The organism is Labrenzia sp. 5N, from assembly GCF_012395805.1.
GTDB classification, from domain to species: Bacteria; Pseudomonadota; Alphaproteobacteria; order Rhizobiales; family Stappiaceae; genus Roseibium; species Roseibium algicola.
Genome location: NZ_JAAZTM010000004.1, coordinates 540,147 through 557,566, shown reverse-complemented (window position 1 = coordinate 557,566; position 17,420 = coordinate 540,147). Strand labels below are relative to the sequence as shown.

Sequence of the window (17,420 nt, the reverse complement as noted above, 5' to 3'; positions counted from 1 at the left end):
CGGGATCGAGACGAGGATTAGGGATATGGCTGACAAAAAGGTCGGACGGATCACCCAGGTCATCGGCGCCGTTGTCGACGTCAAGTTCGATGACCACCTGCCGCTGATCCTGAACGCTCTTGAAGTTGACAACCAGGGCACGCGTCTTGTGCTTGAAGTTGCTCAGCACCTTGGCGAAAACACGGTACGTACCATCGCGATGGACTCCACCGAGGGTCTGGTGCGCGGTCAGGAAGTGGTCGACACCGATGCACCGATCGTGGTGCCGGTTGGCGACGGCACCCTGGGCCGTATCATGAACGTGATCGGCGAGCCGGTCGACGAAGCCGGTGAGATCCCGCACGAAAGCAAGCGTGCGATCCACCAGGACGCTCCGGAGTTCATCGAACAGTCCACCGAAGCTGAAATCCTTGTGACGGGCATCAAGGTCGTTGACCTTCTGGCTCCGTACGCAAAGGGCGGTAAGATCGGCCTGTTCGGCGGCGCCGGCGTGGGCAAGACCGTTCTCATCATGGAACTGATCAACAACGTCGCCAAGGCGCACGGCGGTTACTCCGTGTTCGCAGGTGTTGGCGAGCGTACTCGTGAAGGTAACGACCTTTACTGGGAAATGATCGAATCCGGCGTGAACAAGGAAGGCGGCGGAGAAGGCTCCAAGGCTGCTCTGGTTTACGGCCAGATGAACGAGCCCCCGGGAGCCCGTGCACGTGTTGCTCTGACCGGTCTGACCGTTGCAGAACACTTCCGTGACCAGGGCCAGGACGTGCTGTTCTTCGTGGACAACATCTTCCGCTTCACCCAGGCAGGTTCCGAAGTGTCCGCACTTCTCGGCCGTATCCCGTCCGCTGTGGGCTACCAGCCGACGCTGGCCACCGACATGGGCGGCATGCAGGAGCGCATCACCACCACGAACAAGGGCTCGATCACGTCCGTGCAGGCCGTGTACGTTCCGGCCGATGACTTGACCGACCCGGCACCGGCTTCGACCTTTGCTCACTTGGACGCAACGACGGTTCTTAACCGTTCGATCGCTGAAAAAGGCATCTACCCGGCTGTGGATCCGCTGGATTCCACTTCCCGTATGCTTGATGCCCGCATCATCGGTGAAGAGCACTACGAAACGGCTCGTGCGGTTCAGGTTACTCTGCAGCGCTACAAGGCTCTGCAGGACATCATCGCCATCCTGGGCATGGACGAACTGTCTGAAGAAGACAAACTCACCGTTGCCCGCGCACGTAAGATCGAGCGCTTCCTGTCCCAGCCGTTCTTCGTGGCTGAAGTCTTCACTGGTTCTCCGGGCAAGCTGGTTGCTCTCGAAGACACCATCAAGGGCTTCAAGGGTCTGGTTGAAGGCGAATACGACCACCTGCCGGAAGCTGCTTTCTACATGGTTGGCTCCATCGATGAAGCCATCGAGAAAGCACAGCGCCTGGCTGCTGAAGCCGCTTGATCGGCGAATTGACCGGACGCCCGTTATCGGGCGTCCGTCTTCTTCATGCTTGATGGCTTGCCATCAGAATTAGACTGACAAGGAAGACGCCAAATGGCTGAACTTTTCCAGTTTGAGTTGGTCTCGCCGGAGCGCCAGCTCCTCTCCGAACAGGTCGCAGAGGTCGTTGTACCGGGCGCCGAAGGCGAGTTTGGCGTTCTGAAGAACCATGCCCCGTTCATCTCCACCATCCTGCCGGGCATCCTGAAGGTGCGCAGCAGCGAAAATGGTGGCTGGGACGAATATTTCGTCCGCGGTGGTTTTGCCGATGTTGCAGCAGGCGGTCTCACCGTTCTGGCCGAACAGGCCGTTCCGTTTGGCGAGATCAGCCGTGAGCAGCTCGACCAGGCAATCCAGGATGCGCAGGAAGATGTTTCCGACGCCAAGGACGATGCCTCGCGGCAGAAAGCCGAAATGACACTGGCTCAGCTCAAGGACGTCGCAGAAGCCCTCACCAAGGCCTGATACGACCCCCTCAAGCTTCATTCAATGACGCGGTCCGGCAACGGGCCGCGTTTTTTGTTCTTGGGGGAAGCGATCGGTCAAGTATGCAAGAGGCACGGTTCTGACGTGTCTGGCAGGCTACCTCTCAAACAGTCGGCTCTCGATCAGAAAGCCGAACGTCAGGCCCGAGCAAACCGCGCGACGTCTTCTTCTTCGAAGAACTTGAACCCGTTACGCCCGTTATGCTTGACTTCGTATAGCGCCATATCGGCGCGCTTTATCACTGGACGAGGATCCAGTTCCGTGCCCGTTATCGGAGAAATTCCGACGCTGACGCCAACCGAAATAATGTGATCCTGGACAGCGAACGGTGCCCCGATCTTGCGGACGATACGATCGGCGATCTCGGCCGTACTGGCGTTGCCGGAACCGGTTCCGGTCAGGATGATCCCGAATTCGTCGCCACCAAGACGAGCGACCAGATCTGAGGACCGGACACACTCGCGCAGTCGCTGTGCGACTGTTTTAAGAAGTTCGTCACCGACATCATGACCGAAGCTGTCATTCACCGGTTTGAATTTGTCGAGATCAAGCAGCATCAGGTCGCCTGCAATGCCATTGGCCGATGCCGCATTCAGGGCTTCGTCCAGCTTTGCATTGAATAGCGTTCGGTTGGCGAGCCCGGTCAAGGTGTCATGGTGAGCGGCAAACTGGATCTTTTCTGCCGCCAGTTCACGGGACGTGACATCTTCATGCGTACCGATCCAGCCGCCCGCCGGCAAGGGCGCATGGACCGCGCTGACAATCCTGCCGTTGGGATGTTTGAACTTGGAACGGACCACTTCTCCTGCCGACAAGCGGATCATCAGATCCATGACGTGTTCCTGAACGTCGCCTTCGAATTCGCCGCGATCCTTCTCGGCCTGGATCAACTCGATGAGGCTGACACCCTCGTAAACATCGCCCTCAGGTTTGTTGAAGATTTCGATGTACTGCCGGTTCCACAATGACAGTCGGCCACGCGCATCGAAGACGCTGACCCCCTGGCGCATATTGGCGAGAATGGCTTCGAGTTCCTGCGAGCGATGCCGTGCCAGCCGTTCGTTCGCGGCAAGTTGTTCTTCCAGGTTCTTGCGGTCGGTGATGTCGTAAAAATTATGGATGAGACCACCTGACGGCAGTGGCGTGCTCCGGGTTTCGATGTAGGTGCCGTTCGCGGCACGTCGTTCGAACACCTGTGATTTTTTCAGGTCGTACTTCCGATACCGCTCCAGAGCGAGAGCCTCTGGGTCGCCGGGGCCATAGTCACCTCTTCGAGCGTTGAAGAGAAAGAAGTCGTAAAGATAAGGCCGATCTTCAATCAACTCATCAGAATATTCGAGAAGGTCGCGGAACTGCTGATTGCTCGACGCGAGCCGGAGCGTTTCATCGTAGTGAACGATCCCGCCCGGAAAGTTGTCGAAGATGCTTTGCAGCGTGTCGGCCTGCTGCTTGGTCTCGGTAATGTCCGTCAGGGAGACGACGACACCGTCCAGATCGAACTCCTGATCGTCGTCGATTGGCATGGCGCTCAGGCGAAGCCACTTCCTAGGCCGCCCGTTGGTGGGGGAGAGACGGGCGATGACGTCCCTCAGTGATCCCGGGTCACGCGCAGCAAGCTCCAGCGGTGCATCGCACGGACCCTTGTCTTCAAGGTCACAGCGAAGGCCAAAATCAATGTCGGTTACGTTCAACCCGACCAGCTCCCTGCCGGTCACGCCCAAGAGGTCGATCGCAGCAGGATTGGCTGACTGGATCTCGCCGGTATGTGTCAGCAGAAGAATACCTTCGCTGAGAGACTCGAGCGTTGTCCTTTGGACGGCCTCGGAATACCGTAAGATGTTCTCTGCCCGTTTGCGCTCCGAAATATCAAAGAAACTGGTGATAAGGCCGCCGCTCGGCAGAGGGATACCACGGACTTCGAGATGTGTCCCATCGGGGCTGACGCGCTCGTAAATATGCGGTTTGGGATCATTGAAATACCTGAACCGTTCTTCCAGAAGCTTGTCCGGGTCTCCCGGACCGTAGTCTCCCCGCTTTGCCAGATATGTCGCCACTTCCAGCAACGGCGCCTTGCGATCAATAAATTCCTGCGGCAATTGCAGAAGGCGCTGAAAATCCTTGTTGCAGACCGCAAGCTGTCTGTCGGGGTCATAATAGACGAGACCACCCGGCAGGTTGTCGAAAATGGCTTGCAAAGCGATGAGCTGCCGCTTGGTCGCGGTGACGTCGGTCAGGGAAAGGACAACGCCGTCGAGGCCATACGCATTGTCGTCGCCAATCGATTTCGCATTCAGCCGCAGCCAGACGGACTGGTCGGTCCCGCGGCGGGTCACGTTTGCAACGACGTTACAAACCTTGTCCGGATTGACCGCTGCCTGTTGCAGGGGATTGCAGCCGGAAACGTGGCCGTCTTCTTCGCATTCGATATCGAGGTCGAGATCCTGAAGCTTTTGACCTTTCATTTCCCCGACGGTGTAGCCGAGCAATGCAGCTGCTGCAGGATTGAAGGACTGGATCTGTCCGGCTCTGTTGACGAGGAGAATCCCTTCGCTCAGGGATTCCAGGGTGGTGCGATGGACCGCTTCGGAATGAAGCACGGCCTGTTCGGATTGCTTGCGTTCGGTAATGTCCTGGAAGGCACCGATCAAACGGGTCGCGCGACCATCTTCGATGATGGGCCTGCCCGCGGTGCGAACCCAGATCTCACGCCCCTTGGCGGTCACGAACGGGAGTTCAAGATCCCAGGCAACGCCTTCCTTGACACTTTTGATGACGGCATCCGAGATCTGGCGACGGCAATCCGGTGCGTAGAAGGAAAGCGCCATATCGACAGTTGGAACGAAGTCGTCATCCACTTCATGGATTTCGCAGGTTTTTTCCGTCCAGGTTACCGTGTCGGTATCAATATCCACTTCCCAGCCGCCAACACCGGAAACGGCCGTGATCTCTTCCAGCAGATCGCTCTTGCGCATCGCAAGCCGTTGCTGTTCTTCGGCCGCCCGAAGGGCAGATTGCGTATCACTCTGGGCGCGATGAGACTTCATCAGACCGAGGACGATCGATCCCATACGCTGCAGTTGGCGGAGCTGTGTTTCGCTTGGTTGCCGTGGTTTGGTGTCGACGACGCAGAGTGTCCCAAGGATGTGCGTGCCATCCAGGCACAACGGCAAACCTGCATAAAAGCGTGTGTAGGGTGGACCGGCAACGAGGCTCGTATCGCGGAAGCGGGGGTCTTCAAGGGCGTTGGGAACGACCATCAACTCACGCGAGAGGATCGCCTGATCGCAAAAAGTGCCTTTTCTTGGCGTGCCGTCGACGTCTATGCCGATCTTGGCCTTGAACCAGAGGTCATCCTTCCCGACGATGGAAATGAAGGCCATCGGGGCATCGAAGATCGTGGCAAGGGTCTCCACGAGATCGTCATATTCCGGCAGGCGTTCAGAATTGAGAATCTGAAGGGTCGCCAGTGCGTCCAGGCGGTCCTGTTCGCTGTCTCCCTGCACAGGGGTCATGATGCACTGTGCCTCTCTGCCGAAAGCGTCACTATCTCGGTTTTAGTTTGTTTACTCTTAGGTATAGAACTAAAACAAAGTATTAACTTTGCGAGATTGAATTAAATTGTCCATAAAGGCAGGGTTGTTTTGCGCGGTGAGGGTGATTGTATTTTAACGAAGAATCGCCTCTAGGTAATATTCAGTAAGAATATTTGCTTAGATCGAAAAAATCGCATGAAATCTTCTGTTCACGCAGAGGTTGCTCGATGTTGACATGCCTTTCGTCCAGCCTTGCAGGCTTGAAATCCAGCACGGGAAAATCCGGGCAATAAAAAACCCGGCCTGAGGGCCGGGTTTCGAGGTACGTGGTGTTCCACGGAATGTCTGCTTTTTTAGTTCAAGCAGCTTGTATTCTTATGCCGCGCGGCGGAAGGACAGGCTCATGCCACCACCGGAACGGTTGCGGCGGCGCTCTTCCGGCGGGATGTAGACGATGGCGCTATGTTCGGTGCAATAGGAGACACCTGCTTCGACGCGCGTGCTGCACGGGAAGATGTAGTTACCAGAATCACCTTCTGCCCATTTGCAGCAGCCCGGGCGCGGGAGAGACAAGTCAGCCATGACGTTTTCCTTCGTTCTTCTTTTAACCAAGCGACAAAAGCGCTCGAGCATCCTCGGGAGGGAGGATCCGAACAGCTTTCGACAGGAATCGGATGTAAGCGGCGCCCGGGACGTCATCCGTTGTCCAACCCAATTGGGTGCCCTTCAGCAAGCGCAGGCATTACATAAGCGGCATGTCACAAAATTGCAATAGAATAGCTGGCAATTCCGGCCTGCACTCAGTGCATACCGGGTTAATGTAATGTTATCGTTTGGCTTTATTGCTTCGGCTTACTTTACCAGGCCAAAGGTTTAGCCTTTTGGCTCAGGCAACTTGCCTCCAGCCTGCCGAAGCGCATCGGGTGTATCAAGATCCAGTCTTGCGGCGGATCCGATCTCGACTTCGGCCACGAACCCGGGGTTTTCGCCAATGATGTGACGCGCTCCAACGTCGCCGCTCAAGGATTTCAGGGCTTCGAAGAAGCGTCGGTCCCACAAAACCGGATTGCCCCGTTTCCCATCCGCCGTTGCGGTGACGATCAGACTGTTGTCGTTTTCGCGGTAAGTGCCGATCAGCCTCTTCAGAACATCGCTGCCGATACGTGGCATGTCGCCCAGAAGAACGATCACCGCATCGGTATCTGCGGCGAGAGCATTCATGCCTGTGCGGATAGACCCGGCCATGCCGTCTGCAAAATCCGGGTTGTGCACCAGCGTAACGTCCAGATCTTCCACCTGTGCGCCGACTTCTTCAGCCAGATGCCCGGTTACCAGAACGGTCTGTGACAGACCGGCGCCGGCGGCAGCTTCCGCGGCATGCCGGATCAGGGTCTTGTCGTCCAGCGTCGCAAGCAGCTTGTTCGGACCGCCCATGCGGGATGACTTGCCTGCGCCAAGGATCAGCGCCGCGATCCTGGCAGCTTCGCCCTTGCGTTTGCCTTCGCGGGGCTGCGGCCGTGTCCCGATTTCCATCAAGAGGCCTCCAACACCCATTGCGGTAATGTCGTCGGGGAGTACTTCCAGTCCGGCAAGCAGGCGGTCCAGAACCCAGTCGAAACCGTTCTCCTTCGGGCTTCGGGCGCAGCCCGGTGCGCCCAGCACGGGAATGCCGTCGAGACTTCCGAGCATCAGCAGGTTGCCGGGGTCCACCGGCATGCCCAGGTGGTGCACCGTCCCGCCGGCAAGATCCAGACCCGCAGGCAGCACGTCCTGCCTGTCGACAACGGCAGAAGCCCCGAACAGGATCAGTAAATCAGCGCCTTCTTCCTTCAGCGACCGCAAGGCTTCGGCGACGGCCTCCCTGCTGTGGGCGACCCTGTGCTCGTTCAGGACGGTTGATCCGCTCGGCAACAGCCTGTCTTCCAGCACGCGGCGGGTCTTGTCCATGGTCGAGGGCTTGAGATGCGGCAGTTGCGTTGCGACAAGGCCAACCTTGCGCGGACTGAAGCCGGCAACGCGGACTGCACCCCTGAGAGCGTTTGCGGCGGCTCCCAGTTGTTCTTCTGGAACGGCAAAGGAAATGATCTTCGCGGTTGCAACCATTCGGTCGGCCAGAACCTTGCTGTAGTTCGGCAGGGTCGCAAAGGTGATGGCCGGATCAATCCGGTTGGCCGCGGTAACCGCATCCGCATCGACCACCAGGACGCCGTTGGTGGCGGCATAGAGGTTCATGCGCCCCGTAAAGGCGGTGTCGGTCTCAAGACCCGCACCTGCAGCAGCCGTGGCGAGCTGCTCGGCCGCGGCATCCTCTCCGGTGTCGCCGGGTTCTATCCGGGCAACCATGAGGCTGTCGATACCGGCGGCGGCAATCTCGGCGCAGTCTTGTCCCGTCAGGCGGCGGCCTTTTTTCAGCACACGCTTCGGCAGGGCTGTCCGGTGCGCGAGAATACAGCCTTCGGCATCTTCCGGCGGACAAGGGCCGAATATCATGCGGCAGCTCCCGGAGCGGTCCGTAACGCCTTGATGATGGCGCCCAGCACGGCCACCGCAATTTCCTCCGGCGAAGCTGCTCCGATATCGAGACCGATCGGAGCATCGATCCGGTCAAACAGCTCAGGTGCCAGGCCGGCTTCGGTAAAGCGTTCCAGACGTTTGCCGTGGGTCTTGCGGCTGCCGAGCGCCCCGACATAGAAACATCCGGTCTTCAGCGCTTCCATCAGGGGGTAGTCGTCGATCTTCGGATCATGAGTGACAGCGGCAACGGCCGTGAAGGCATCAAGGGGCGCATCCTTCAAGACCTCTTCAGGCCAGTCCGCCTTGAGTGTGCTTCCGGGAAAGCGGTCTTCGGTGGCAAAGGCCGTGCGCGGATCAATGACGGTCACATCAAGCCCCGCAATCTCCGCCATCGGAACAAGCGCCTGGCTGATGTGCACTGCGCCGATGATGACCAGGCGCGGCGCAGGCAAGGATACGTTCAGGAAGACTTCGCCACTTTCTGCGGTGATCATGCCGGATTTACCTGAGCGGAAACGCCTTGCAAGTTCCTCAGCCAGGGGATCGCCGGAAAAATCGTCGGATTTGCGGACGAGGCGTTGCCGCCCGTCCACCATGTCGGTCACCAGGATCGCCGCACGGCGCGCGGTACGGTCCTTGTTGAGGTCACTTAGCAGGGAAAAGTCCATGGTCTATGCGCGGTCCGTTGCCAGTTTCAGTCCAAGTCCCACCAGAAGAGATCCTCCAAGCCAGCGTGTGAGGCTCTGGAACTTCGATGTCCTGGTCAACCGCTTTTTCACTTGGCTTGCAAAAAGAACGGTGACGATATCTGCCGAGGTGAAAGCGAAGTTGACGAACGTTCCCAGGATCAGGAACTGCGCCCAGATTGGCAGGCTTGCGTCAGGGGTGACGAACTGCGGCAGGAAGGCGATGAAGAAGATGGCGACCTTGGGATTGAGAACCTCCACCAGCACGCTGTCTGCAAAGGCTCGCTTTTCGGATTTTTGGGGCAGATTGGGTGTCGGTCCGGCCACAACGCGGGTCCGGATCATCTGGATGCCGAGAAAGATCAGGTAAAGCCCGCCAACCAGCTTCAGCGCAAAATAGAGTGTCGGCACGACACTGAAGATCGCCGACAGGCCAAAGGCTGCGGCAAAGACATGCACATAACAGCCCAGGTGAATACCCGCGGCAGCCATGAAACCGGCCCGCTGTCCGCGGGCGATCGTCTGTGCGGCGGTATAAAGCAGGGCCGGGCCAGGCATATAGGCAAAAAGAGCCGTGGCGGCGACGAAGGCAAGCAGGGTTTCCGTGGTCATCGAAATCAGGTCCGGGATCAGGTGACGGGTTCGACGTAGACGCGAATGCGGCCGCCGCACGAAAGGCCTACACGCCAGGCTGTCTCATCGGCAACGCCAAATTCCAGCGTGGTCGGCTTGCCGGTCTCGATGACGTCGATTGCCTCGGACACCACCGCCCCTTCGACACAGCCGCCGGAGACGGAGCCTTCGAAGTTGCCTTCGGCATCAATGACAAGATGGGACCCGACCGGTCGTGGCGCGGAACCCCAGGTCTCGACCACGGTCGCCAGTGCAACGGAACGTCCCACACTGCGCCAGCTTTCGGCGGTCTTCAAAACGTCGGGAATGGAAGTCGTCTCTGTGGCCGTCATGAGGTCGCCCCTTCTAGGTAGGACCTTCAATATAGATCTTTCTGAATTTGATGAAAGAGAGCAGGCGAGGGAAAGCAAGCGCAGCATCACCCTGTGCTCCTCGCGCCGCCGCCGGACTTTCTCAGCGATCATCCATCCGGCGGGACGTCGTGATCGGGAAGTGCAAGAGCGTTGTCTACCCACGAAAAAACGGCTCCTCGAGGGAGAGGAGCCGTTCAGGTTTTGCGGGGTATTATTGTCGGGCTTATTCGGCAGCCATACGCACGGCGGGAGCGGCATTCAGCACGGCACCGTCGACATGGGCTTCAAAGGTCGCGAAGTTCTTGACGAACATTTGCACCAGCTTGGCGGCCTGAACGTCATAGGCATCCTTGTCCGTCCAGGTTTCGCGCGGGGTCAGGATCGTATCGTCGACACCTTCGACGGAAACCGGCACATCGAACCCGAAGTTCGCATCGGTGCGGAACTCGGCGTCCTTCAGGCTGCCGTTCAGTGCGGAAGTGAGCAGCGTACGGGTGGCCTTGATCGGCATGCGCTGCCCGGTACCGTATGCACCGCCGGTCCAGCCGGTGTTGACCAGCCAGCAATCCACATTGTGCTTGGCAATGAGGTCCTTCAACAGGTTGCCGTATTCGGACGGATGCCGCGGCAGGAACGGCGCACCGAAGCAGGTCGAGAAGGTCGCCTGCGGCTCGGTAACACCCTTTTCGGTGCCGGCCACCTTGGCGGTGTACCCGGACAGGAAGTGATACATTGCCTGGGCTGGTGTCAGACGCGCGATCGGCGGCATGACGCCGAAGGCATCGGCCGTCAGCATGATGATGGTCTTCGGCATCGGCGCGCAGCCGGTGTCGCTGGCATTGGAGATGAAGTGGATCGGGTAGGCAGCGCGGGTGTTCTCGGTTTTCGAACCGTCGTCGAAATCCGGCACCCGGTTCTCGTCCAGAACCACATTTTCCAGAACAGTGCCGAAGCGCTGGGTGGTGGAGTAGATCTCCGGCTCGGCTTCCGCGGAAAGCTTGATGGTCTTGGCGTAGCAGCCACCTTCGAAGTTGAAGACGCCGCTTTCACCCCAGCCGTGTTCGTCGTCGCCGATCAGCGTGCGGGACGGGTCGGCGGAGAGCGTGGTCTTGCCGGTGCCGGACAGGCCGAAGAACACTGCGGTATCGCCTGCATCACCCAAGTTCGCCGAGCAGTGCATGGACATGACGCCCTTTGCCGGCAGCAGGTGGTTCAGCATGGTGAATACGGACTTCTTCATTTCGCCTGCATAGGAGGTTCCGCCGATCAGGACGATCTTGCGGGTCAGGTCGCAGGCGATCACGGTCTCTGTCCGGCAGCCGTAGCGTTCCGGATCCGCCTTGAAGCTTGGCAGATCGATGATTGTCATGTCCGGCGCAAAGCCTTCCAGCTCGGAACTCTCGGGCCGGAGAAGGAGGTTGCGGATGAACAGCGAATGCCAGGCATATTCCGTGTAGACGCGCACTGGCAGGCGATGGGTCTTGTCAGCGCCGCCGTAAAGGTCCTGTGCGAACAGCTCCATGCCCTCTGCGTGGGCGAGGAAATCGGACAGCAGAAGGTCGAAATTGGCTTTCGACATCTGGGCGTTGTTGTCCCACCACACGGTGTCGCGGGTCTCGTCGTCCAGAACCACGAACTTGTCTTTCGGCGAGCGGCCGGTGTGAACGCCGGTTTCAGCAACAATCGCGCCGCCGGCAGCTAGCTGCGCTTCGCCGCGGGAGAGGGAATATTCATAAAGAGCAGGCTCGTTCTGGTTCCAATAGAGCGCTTTCAGGCCTTTGAAGCCGAAAGTTTCGCAACCAATTGAGGGATTCCTGACACCTACTTCTTGCATGTTCCCGCAGTCCTCGTGATGGGGGCTAGTTTTGTCACGGCCGGAGAAAGTTAAGAAAAGCTAAATCTGGCTGTGAGGGCTGCGAACGTAGTGGAATGACTAAACGGCAGCAAGACTACCAAAGGTGCTATGTAATTGTTTAATCGATTAAAAATCACCATTAAATTGCCAATGATTAATTTGGACATCGAACTAAAATTCGAAACTTTCGGAATGTTCGAAATGTTGATTGAATCGAAAGAAAGTGCGTTCATTTCGCACTTGTAGTAGAGACTCGACTGAGCCCCGCCACCAATGTACGAGACTTGACGTTAAGTTGGTCTCTTGAAATCTTTTACAGTGATCCCCACCAATGCAGCCGGCTGGGCGGTCTTTGTGTCATGCAAGCATATCCGGAGGCGGATTGCCTTAATTTATGCGCATTTAGCAGGCCAAAGGCTGTGTGTTACATTAATGCCGATGCGCGCCATCGGTGCGTTGCCGGAAATGGAAAAACAAAGCATGCCGACAATTGCCCTGGTCGATGACGACCGCAACATTTTGACTTCGGTCTCTATCGCATTGGAAGCGGAAGGCTATCGCGTTCAAACCTACACCGACGGTACATCGGCGCTCGACGGCCTGCAGAGCGACCCGCCGGAACTCGCGATTTTCGATATCAAGATGCCACGTATGGACGGCATGGAACTGCTGCGCCGCCTGCGCCAGAACTCCGATCTGCCGGTAATCTTCCTGACCTCCAAGGATGACGAGATCGACGAACTCTTCGGCCTGAAGATGGGCGCCGACGATTTCATCCGCAAACCCTTTTCGCAGCGGCTTCTGGTCGAGCGTGTGCGCGCGGTGCTGCGCCGGGCGCAACCGCGTGACGCATCCACGCCGCGCGACGATGCCGACAAACTGCTGGAACGTGGCCAGCTTGTGATGGACCAGGAGCGTCACACCTGCACCTGGAACGGCAAACCTGTCACGCTGACCGTGACCGAATTCCTGATCCTGTCCGCGCTCGCGCAGCGGCCCGGTGTCGTCAAGAGCCGTAACGCGCTCATGGACGCGGCCTATGACGATCAGGTCTATGTGGATGACCGCACCATCGATAGCCACATCAAGCGGCTGCGCAAGAAGTTCAAGGTTGTTGATGACGACTTCGACATGATCGAAACCCTCTACGGCGTCGGGTATCGTTTCCGGGAAGTCTGATACGGACCGGTAGAGCGACTGTCCCGGTAAAACCTGGAAACGATCTGCTTTTGGCTGTTCAGTCGGTTTCGATTGAACAGCCTTTGATCTAATGTGAGCCTGAATGGCGGTGGAAAGCGAGAGCGCGGAAGAGATTGGTGCCTCTGAACCTCAGAACGGTTCGGATCGCTCCCGTCTGCGCCGGCTTGGCAACAAGCGGATCCGTCGCCGTCTGCTCAGCCAGTTGGGCCGTATCTTCGGAACCTATGTTCTCTCGTCGCTGACGCGCCGGATCATCGCCATCAACCTCGTGGGTCTGCTGGCACTGGTGATCGGTATCCTGTACCTCAACCAGTTTCGCGCGGGTCTGATCGATGCACGGGTGCAGAGCCTTCTGACCCAGGGCGAAATCATTGCCGGCGCCATTGCCGCTTCCGCCACCGTCGATACGGGCACGATCACCGTCGACCCCGAACGCCTGTTGCAGTTGCAGGCGGGCGAAAGCATCACCCCGACCCAGGAAGATCTCGACAGTCTCGACTTTCCGATCAACCCGGAACGGGTCGGTCCCGTGCTGCGCCGCCTGATTTCGCCGACCAAGACCCGGGCGCGGATCTATGATCCGGAAGGCATTCTCATCCTCGACAGCCGCCACCTTTATACCAGCGCCCAGATCCTGCGCTTCGATCTGCCGCCTCCGACGGCGGAGGAGGAAGGCTTCTGGGATTCGACCTGGCAATGGGTCAAGCGCTGGCTGCGCCAGGGTGACCTGCCGATCTATCAGGACGTAGGCGGCGGTGATGGCCGCGCCTATCCGGAAGTGGAGGCGGCGCTTGCCGGATCCCCAGCCAGCGTGACGCGGATCTCGCAACGGGGCGAGCTGATCGTTTCCGTGGCCGTGCCGATACAGCGGTTCCGTGCGGTCCTTGGGGCCTTGCTCCTGTCGACACAGGGCGGTGACATCGACGCCATCGTGCGGGCCGAACGTATCGCCATCATTCGCGTGTTCCTGTTTGCCGCCACAGTGACCATCCTTCTGTCGATCCTGCTGGCCGGGACGATTGCCGGCCCGGTCAGGCGCCTAGCGGCTGCCGCAGACCGGGTGCGGCGAGGCTCGACCTCTCGCGAGGAGATACCGGACTTTTCGGATCGGCAGGACGAGATCGGCCATCTGGCGCGTTCGTTCCGGGAAATGACCCACGCGCTCTACAACAAGATCGATGCGATCGAGCAGTTTGCCGCCGATGTCGCGCACGAATTGAAGAACCCGCTGACATCGCTGCGCAGCGCCGTGGAAACCCTGCCCCTGGCCAAGTCCAAGAATTCGCAGGACCGGTTGATGGAAGTGATCCAGCATGACGTGCGCCGCCTCGATCGTCTGATCAGCGACATCTCCGATGCTTCCCGCCTTGATGCGGAACTGGCCCGGATCCAGGCCGAGCCGATCGACCTGGCCGAACTGCTGCGCAACATGGCCGATGCCGCCAACCAGCGGTCCGGAGCGGAGGAGGCAAGTGTCAAGCTGGCCGTTGCAGATGCTCAGGGCAGCAAGCCTTATCAGATGCAAGGCCATGATATTCGTCTCGGACAGGTCGTCAGCAACCTTCTGGACAACGCCAGGTCCTTCTCGCCCGCCGGCGGAACGGTTCGGGTGGATCTCAGCCGGGACGGCCGGATGATCAAGATCATCGTGGATGATGACGGTCCCGGCATCCGTGCTGAAAACACCGAACGCATTTTTGAACGCTTCTATACCGACAGGCCGGAAGGCGAAGGCTTCGGCAACAATTCCGGTCTGGGTCTGTCGATCTCCCGGCAGATCATCGAAGCCCATGGCGGGACCATAGTTGCCACCAACCGGCTGGTGCCCGGTCGGGACGGCAAGCAGAAGATTGCAGGTGCTCGTTTCACCATCTATCTGCCGGCAGGGCGGAGCAAGTGACGCCTCCGGCGGTTCATGCCAACTGCGTGGTGGTGGGCACTGCCGGCCTTCTGATCCGGGGTGGTGCCGGAAGTGGCAAGACAACCCTTTCGGATATTCTCATCGAGGCGGCACGGGCCAAAGGCAATCTCGGCCTTCTGGTGGCTGACGACTACACGCATGTTGCTGCAGCCGATGGACGGCTCGAGGCGCATGCGCCGCGGACGATAGAAGGCCGCATGGAAGTACGCGGCTTCGGTGTTGTCGAAACGCGTTTTCTGCCGCATGCGCAAGTGCATCTGTTGGTCGAACTGAAGCAGGCCGACGCCATCGAGAGGATGCCAGAGCAGGCTCTTGCGACAACCTGCCTTGAAGGCGTGCATTTACCGGTGGTTATGTGCCCGCAAAACGACCCTGAGCACAGCCTGCGCCTGATCCGTTGGGCGTTACGGCACCTTTTCCCCAAAGGTCCGGATTATATTTGAGGCAGCAGGGGCGTTTTTTGCTTGCAACTGACGAAGCGGTTGAAGAGAGTGCATCAGACTGATAAACGCCCGGCTCTTTCCGGATCTCTTTTGGGATCCTGAGCTTAACGCACTCGATAATCAGGCTAACTGACGCATGATCGGACTTGTACTTGTTACGCACGGGCGCCTTGCTGAGGAATTCAAAGCGGCGCTGGAACATGTTGTCGGTCCACAGGAACAGGTTGAAACCATCTCCATTGGTCCGGATGACGACATGGAGCAGCGGCGCCAGGACATTCTGGCCGCTGTGGAAGCTGCCAATTCCGGCAAGGGTGTGGTGCTTCTGACGGACATGTTCGGTGGCACACCTTCCAACCTCGCAATTTCCGTGATGGACAGCAAATCCGTTGAAGTGGTGGCCGGTGTCAATCTGCCGATGCTGATCAAGCTTGCCAGCGTGCGCGCAGATCGCGAGCTGGCCGATGCTGTCGACGAAGCCCGTCAGGCCGGCCAGAAATACATCTCGGTTGCCAGCCAGGTGCTGTCGGGACAGAACTAAAACAACAATGACAGCGCAGACCGTGTTGGAAAAAGACCTGACAATCGTCAACCGCCGTGGCCTGCATGCCAGGGCTTCCGCAAAGCTGGTGAAGCTGGTGGAGACGTTTGACGCAGACGTCCAGGTTTCCAAGGACGGCCAGACCGTCGGCGGAACGTCGATCATGGGTCTAATGATGCTCGCCGCCAGCCCGGGCTGCTTTATCACTGTCAGCGTCACCGGCTCTGATGCGGGAGACGCCATGGCGGCGATTGCCGAACTCGTCGAAAGCGGCTTTGGCGAAGAAGATTGATTTTGACATTTCGTGCCGCCACCCTGCGGTGCACATTCCTGCTGCGGTCGATCGAGTGAATTCCGGGCATCGGCCACACCCTTCCAAACCGAACCGGGGGCCGACATGGCGAGCCACACTCAGGACCGACTGATTTCCGCCGCGCGCACTGCACTTACCCATGTCCATGAGGCGTTGGAACTTCAATTCGCGTTCGAACTCTGGGACGGATCCCGGGTACCTGCCGATGCACCGGCAGACGGTCTGCGGCTTGCTCTTTCCGAAACGGCGCTGACGCGTCTTCTTCGCCGTCCCGGCATCAAGACGCTGATCGATCTCTATGCAAATGGCGACGTCGACCCGCGCGGTGGCAGCATTTTCGACTTTGCCGAAAAGCGGCCGACACTCAAAAGCCGGGAAATTCGCAAACGCCTCAACAAGACCCTGCTTCTGAAAACCGGATTTTCGCTCTGGCGCGGTTCTGGTCGCAAGGCTGAAGCCAACCCGGACGGGCTTGATGCCGGTCAGTCAGCGGACCGAAGCTCCGGCAGCCGCAAGGACGACATCGCGTTCCATTACGACGTTTCCAACGACTTCTATCGGCTCTTTCTCGACCCGGAGATGGTCTACACCTGCGCCTATTTCTCCGACTGGTCGAACGATCTGGCAACGGCGCAGAAAGACAAGCTCGACATGATCTGCCGCAAGCTGCGGCTGAAGCCGGGCGACCGGATGCTCGATATCGGTTGCGGCTGGGGCGCCCTGATTTGCCACGCCGCCGAACATTATGGCGTGACAGCCGTTGGGGTCACACTGGCGGAAGAACAGCTGAAGCTTGCCGAGGAGCGGATCAAGGCGCGTGGCCTTGAAGACAAGGTCTCGGTCAAGCTGATCGACTATCGCGACATGGACGGCAAGTTCGACAAGATTTCCTCCATCGGCATGTTCGAGGCGGTTGGGCTGGACAATTACGACAATTACTTCCAGAGCGTGCACCGCCTGCTGAAACCGCGGGGTGTCTACCTGCACCATGCGATCACCCGCCGCGGAAAAAAGGATCTGAAGGCGTTCCGCCGCAAGAAGCCGGAATACCAGGCGCTGGTACGCTACATCTTCCCGGGAGGGGAGGTCGACCACATTGGCTGGACGCTGACCAATCTGGAAGCGCACGGCTTTGAGGTTCACGACGTCGAAGCCTGGCGCGAGCACTATGCCCGCACGACACGGCTGTGGGCGGAAAACCTGATGAAGGTAAAGGAGGCGGCTGTCGCGGAAATAGGCGAGCACAAATATCGTCTGTGGCTGGCCTATCTCATTGGCGTCTCGCTTGGCTTCGAACGCGGCTCCATCGGCATCTTCCAGACGGTCGCGACGCGTCGCACCAAGGGTCCGTCAGGCATGCCGCCATCACGCGCGGATCTCTACCGGACGTGATTGGGATATATGATATAAAGAATTCTTTATATCTTTATTGCGTGATGACCCTGCTGGCGCT

At 58.7% G+C, this 17,420-nt stretch carries 15 protein-coding genes; 8 read left to right on the top strand and 7 right to left on the bottom strand.

The annotated features are described in order from the left end of the window. Positions 1 to 16: 16 nt before the first annotated feature. Together atpD and HEP89_RS05640 are read left to right on the top strand one after the other, a co-directional pair. On the top strand, positions 17 to 1,450 hold the full coding sequence (gene atpD, locus HEP89_RS05645; RefSeq protein WP_173013971.1) for a F0F1 ATP synthase subunit beta: 1,434 nt from the start codon (positions 17 to 19) through the stop codon (positions 1,448 to 1,450). A gap of 93 nt (positions 1,451 to 1,543) precedes the next feature. Next, positions 1,544 to 1,954 (top strand): F0F1 ATP synthase subunit epsilon, encoded by a 411-nt coding sequence (locus HEP89_RS05640; RefSeq protein WP_168691512.1) that lies wholly within the window; start codon positions 1,544 to 1,546, stop codon positions 1,952 to 1,954. Between the two features lie 158 nt (positions 1,955 to 2,112). Here HEP89_RS05640 and HEP89_RS05635 read toward each other — a convergent pair whose 3' ends face one another. From HEP89_RS05635 to HEP89_RS05605, 7 genes are all read right to left on the bottom strand, one after another. Further along, the gene (locus HEP89_RS05635) at positions 2,113 to 5,487 is read right to left on the bottom strand and encodes a PAS-domain containing protein (RefSeq protein ID WP_168691511.1); all 3,375 of its coding nucleotides are present in this window, start codon (positions 5,485 to 5,487) and stop codon (positions 2,113 to 2,115) included. A gap of 396 nt (positions 5,488 to 5,883) precedes the next feature. Next, entirely contained in the window at positions 5,884 to 6,090 is a 207-nt protein-coding gene (locus HEP89_RS05630) for a hypothetical protein (RefSeq protein ID WP_022998990.1), read from the bottom strand. Between the two features lie 291 nt (positions 6,091 to 6,381). Continuing rightward, positions 6,382 to 7,998, bottom strand: coding sequence for a molybdopterin-binding/glycosyltransferase family 2 protein (locus HEP89_RS05625; RefSeq protein WP_168691510.1), 1,617 nt, complete (start codon positions 7,996 to 7,998; stop codon positions 6,382 to 6,384). Continuing rightward, the gene (locus tag HEP89_RS05620) at positions 7,995 to 8,690 is read right to left on the bottom strand and encodes an XdhC family protein (RefSeq protein WP_168691509.1); all 696 of its coding nucleotides are present in this window, start codon (positions 8,688 to 8,690) and stop codon (positions 7,995 to 7,997) included. The genes HEP89_RS05625 and HEP89_RS05620 overlap by 4 nt, the downstream gene beginning before the upstream one ends. A gap of 3 nt (positions 8,691 to 8,693) precedes the next feature. Then, a complete protein-coding gene (locus HEP89_RS05615; protein ID WP_055657213.1) occupies positions 8,694 to 9,320 on the bottom strand; it encodes a LysE family translocator in 627 nt (208 codons plus the stop codon). Positions 9,321 to 9,337: 17 nt separating this feature from the next. Continuing rightward, complete coding sequence (locus HEP89_RS05610) at positions 9,338 to 9,673, bottom strand: XdhC family protein (RefSeq protein ID WP_168691508.1); 336 nt, start codon at positions 9,671 to 9,673, stop codon at positions 9,338 to 9,340. A gap of 244 nt (positions 9,674 to 9,917) precedes the next feature. After that, positions 9,918 to 11,528 carry a phosphoenolpyruvate carboxykinase gene (locus HEP89_RS05605; RefSeq protein ID WP_168691507.1) on the bottom strand — a complete coding sequence of 537 codons (1,611 nt, stop codon included), beginning with the start codon at positions 11,526 to 11,528 and terminating at the stop codon, positions 9,918 to 9,920. Positions 11,529 to 12,029: 501 nt separating this feature from the next. Between HEP89_RS05605 and HEP89_RS05600 the strand changes: the two genes are divergently transcribed. The 6 genes from HEP89_RS05600 (at position 12,030) to HEP89_RS05575 (ending at position 17,359) form a co-directional block, all read left to right on the top strand. Next, positions 12,030 to 12,728, top strand: a complete 699-nt coding sequence (locus HEP89_RS05600) for a response regulator transcription factor (RefSeq protein ID WP_031268674.1) — start codon at positions 12,030 to 12,032, stop codon at positions 12,726 to 12,728. A gap of 103 nt (positions 12,729 to 12,831) precedes the next feature. Continuing rightward, a complete protein-coding gene (locus HEP89_RS05595) occupies positions 12,832 to 14,649 on the top strand; it encodes a sensor histidine kinase (protein WP_022998982.1) in 1,818 nt (605 codons plus the stop codon). After that, positions 14,646 to 15,113 carry an aldolase gene (locus tag HEP89_RS05590; protein ID WP_075281671.1) on the top strand — a complete coding sequence of 156 codons (468 nt, stop codon included), beginning with the start codon at positions 14,646 to 14,648 and terminating at the stop codon, positions 15,111 to 15,113. Before HEP89_RS05595 ends, HEP89_RS05590 begins: the two co-directional genes overlap by 4 nt. A 136-nt stretch (positions 15,114 to 15,249) precedes the next feature. Further along, the gene (locus tag HEP89_RS05585; RefSeq protein WP_022998980.1) at positions 15,250 to 15,654 is read left to right on the top strand and encodes a PTS sugar transporter subunit IIA; all 405 of its coding nucleotides are present in this window, start codon (positions 15,250 to 15,252) and stop codon (positions 15,652 to 15,654) included. A 7-nt stretch (positions 15,655 to 15,661) separates the two neighbouring features. Further along, positions 15,662 to 15,946, top strand: a complete 285-nt coding sequence (locus tag HEP89_RS05580; protein ID WP_022998979.1) for an HPr family phosphocarrier protein — start codon at positions 15,662 to 15,664, stop codon at positions 15,944 to 15,946. 105 nt (positions 15,947 to 16,051) lie between these two features. Then, a complete protein-coding gene (locus HEP89_RS05575) occupies positions 16,052 to 17,359 on the top strand; it encodes a cyclopropane-fatty-acyl-phospholipid synthase family protein (RefSeq protein WP_197923146.1) in 1,308 nt (435 codons plus the stop codon). Positions 17,360 to 17,420: the final 61 nt, after the last annotated feature.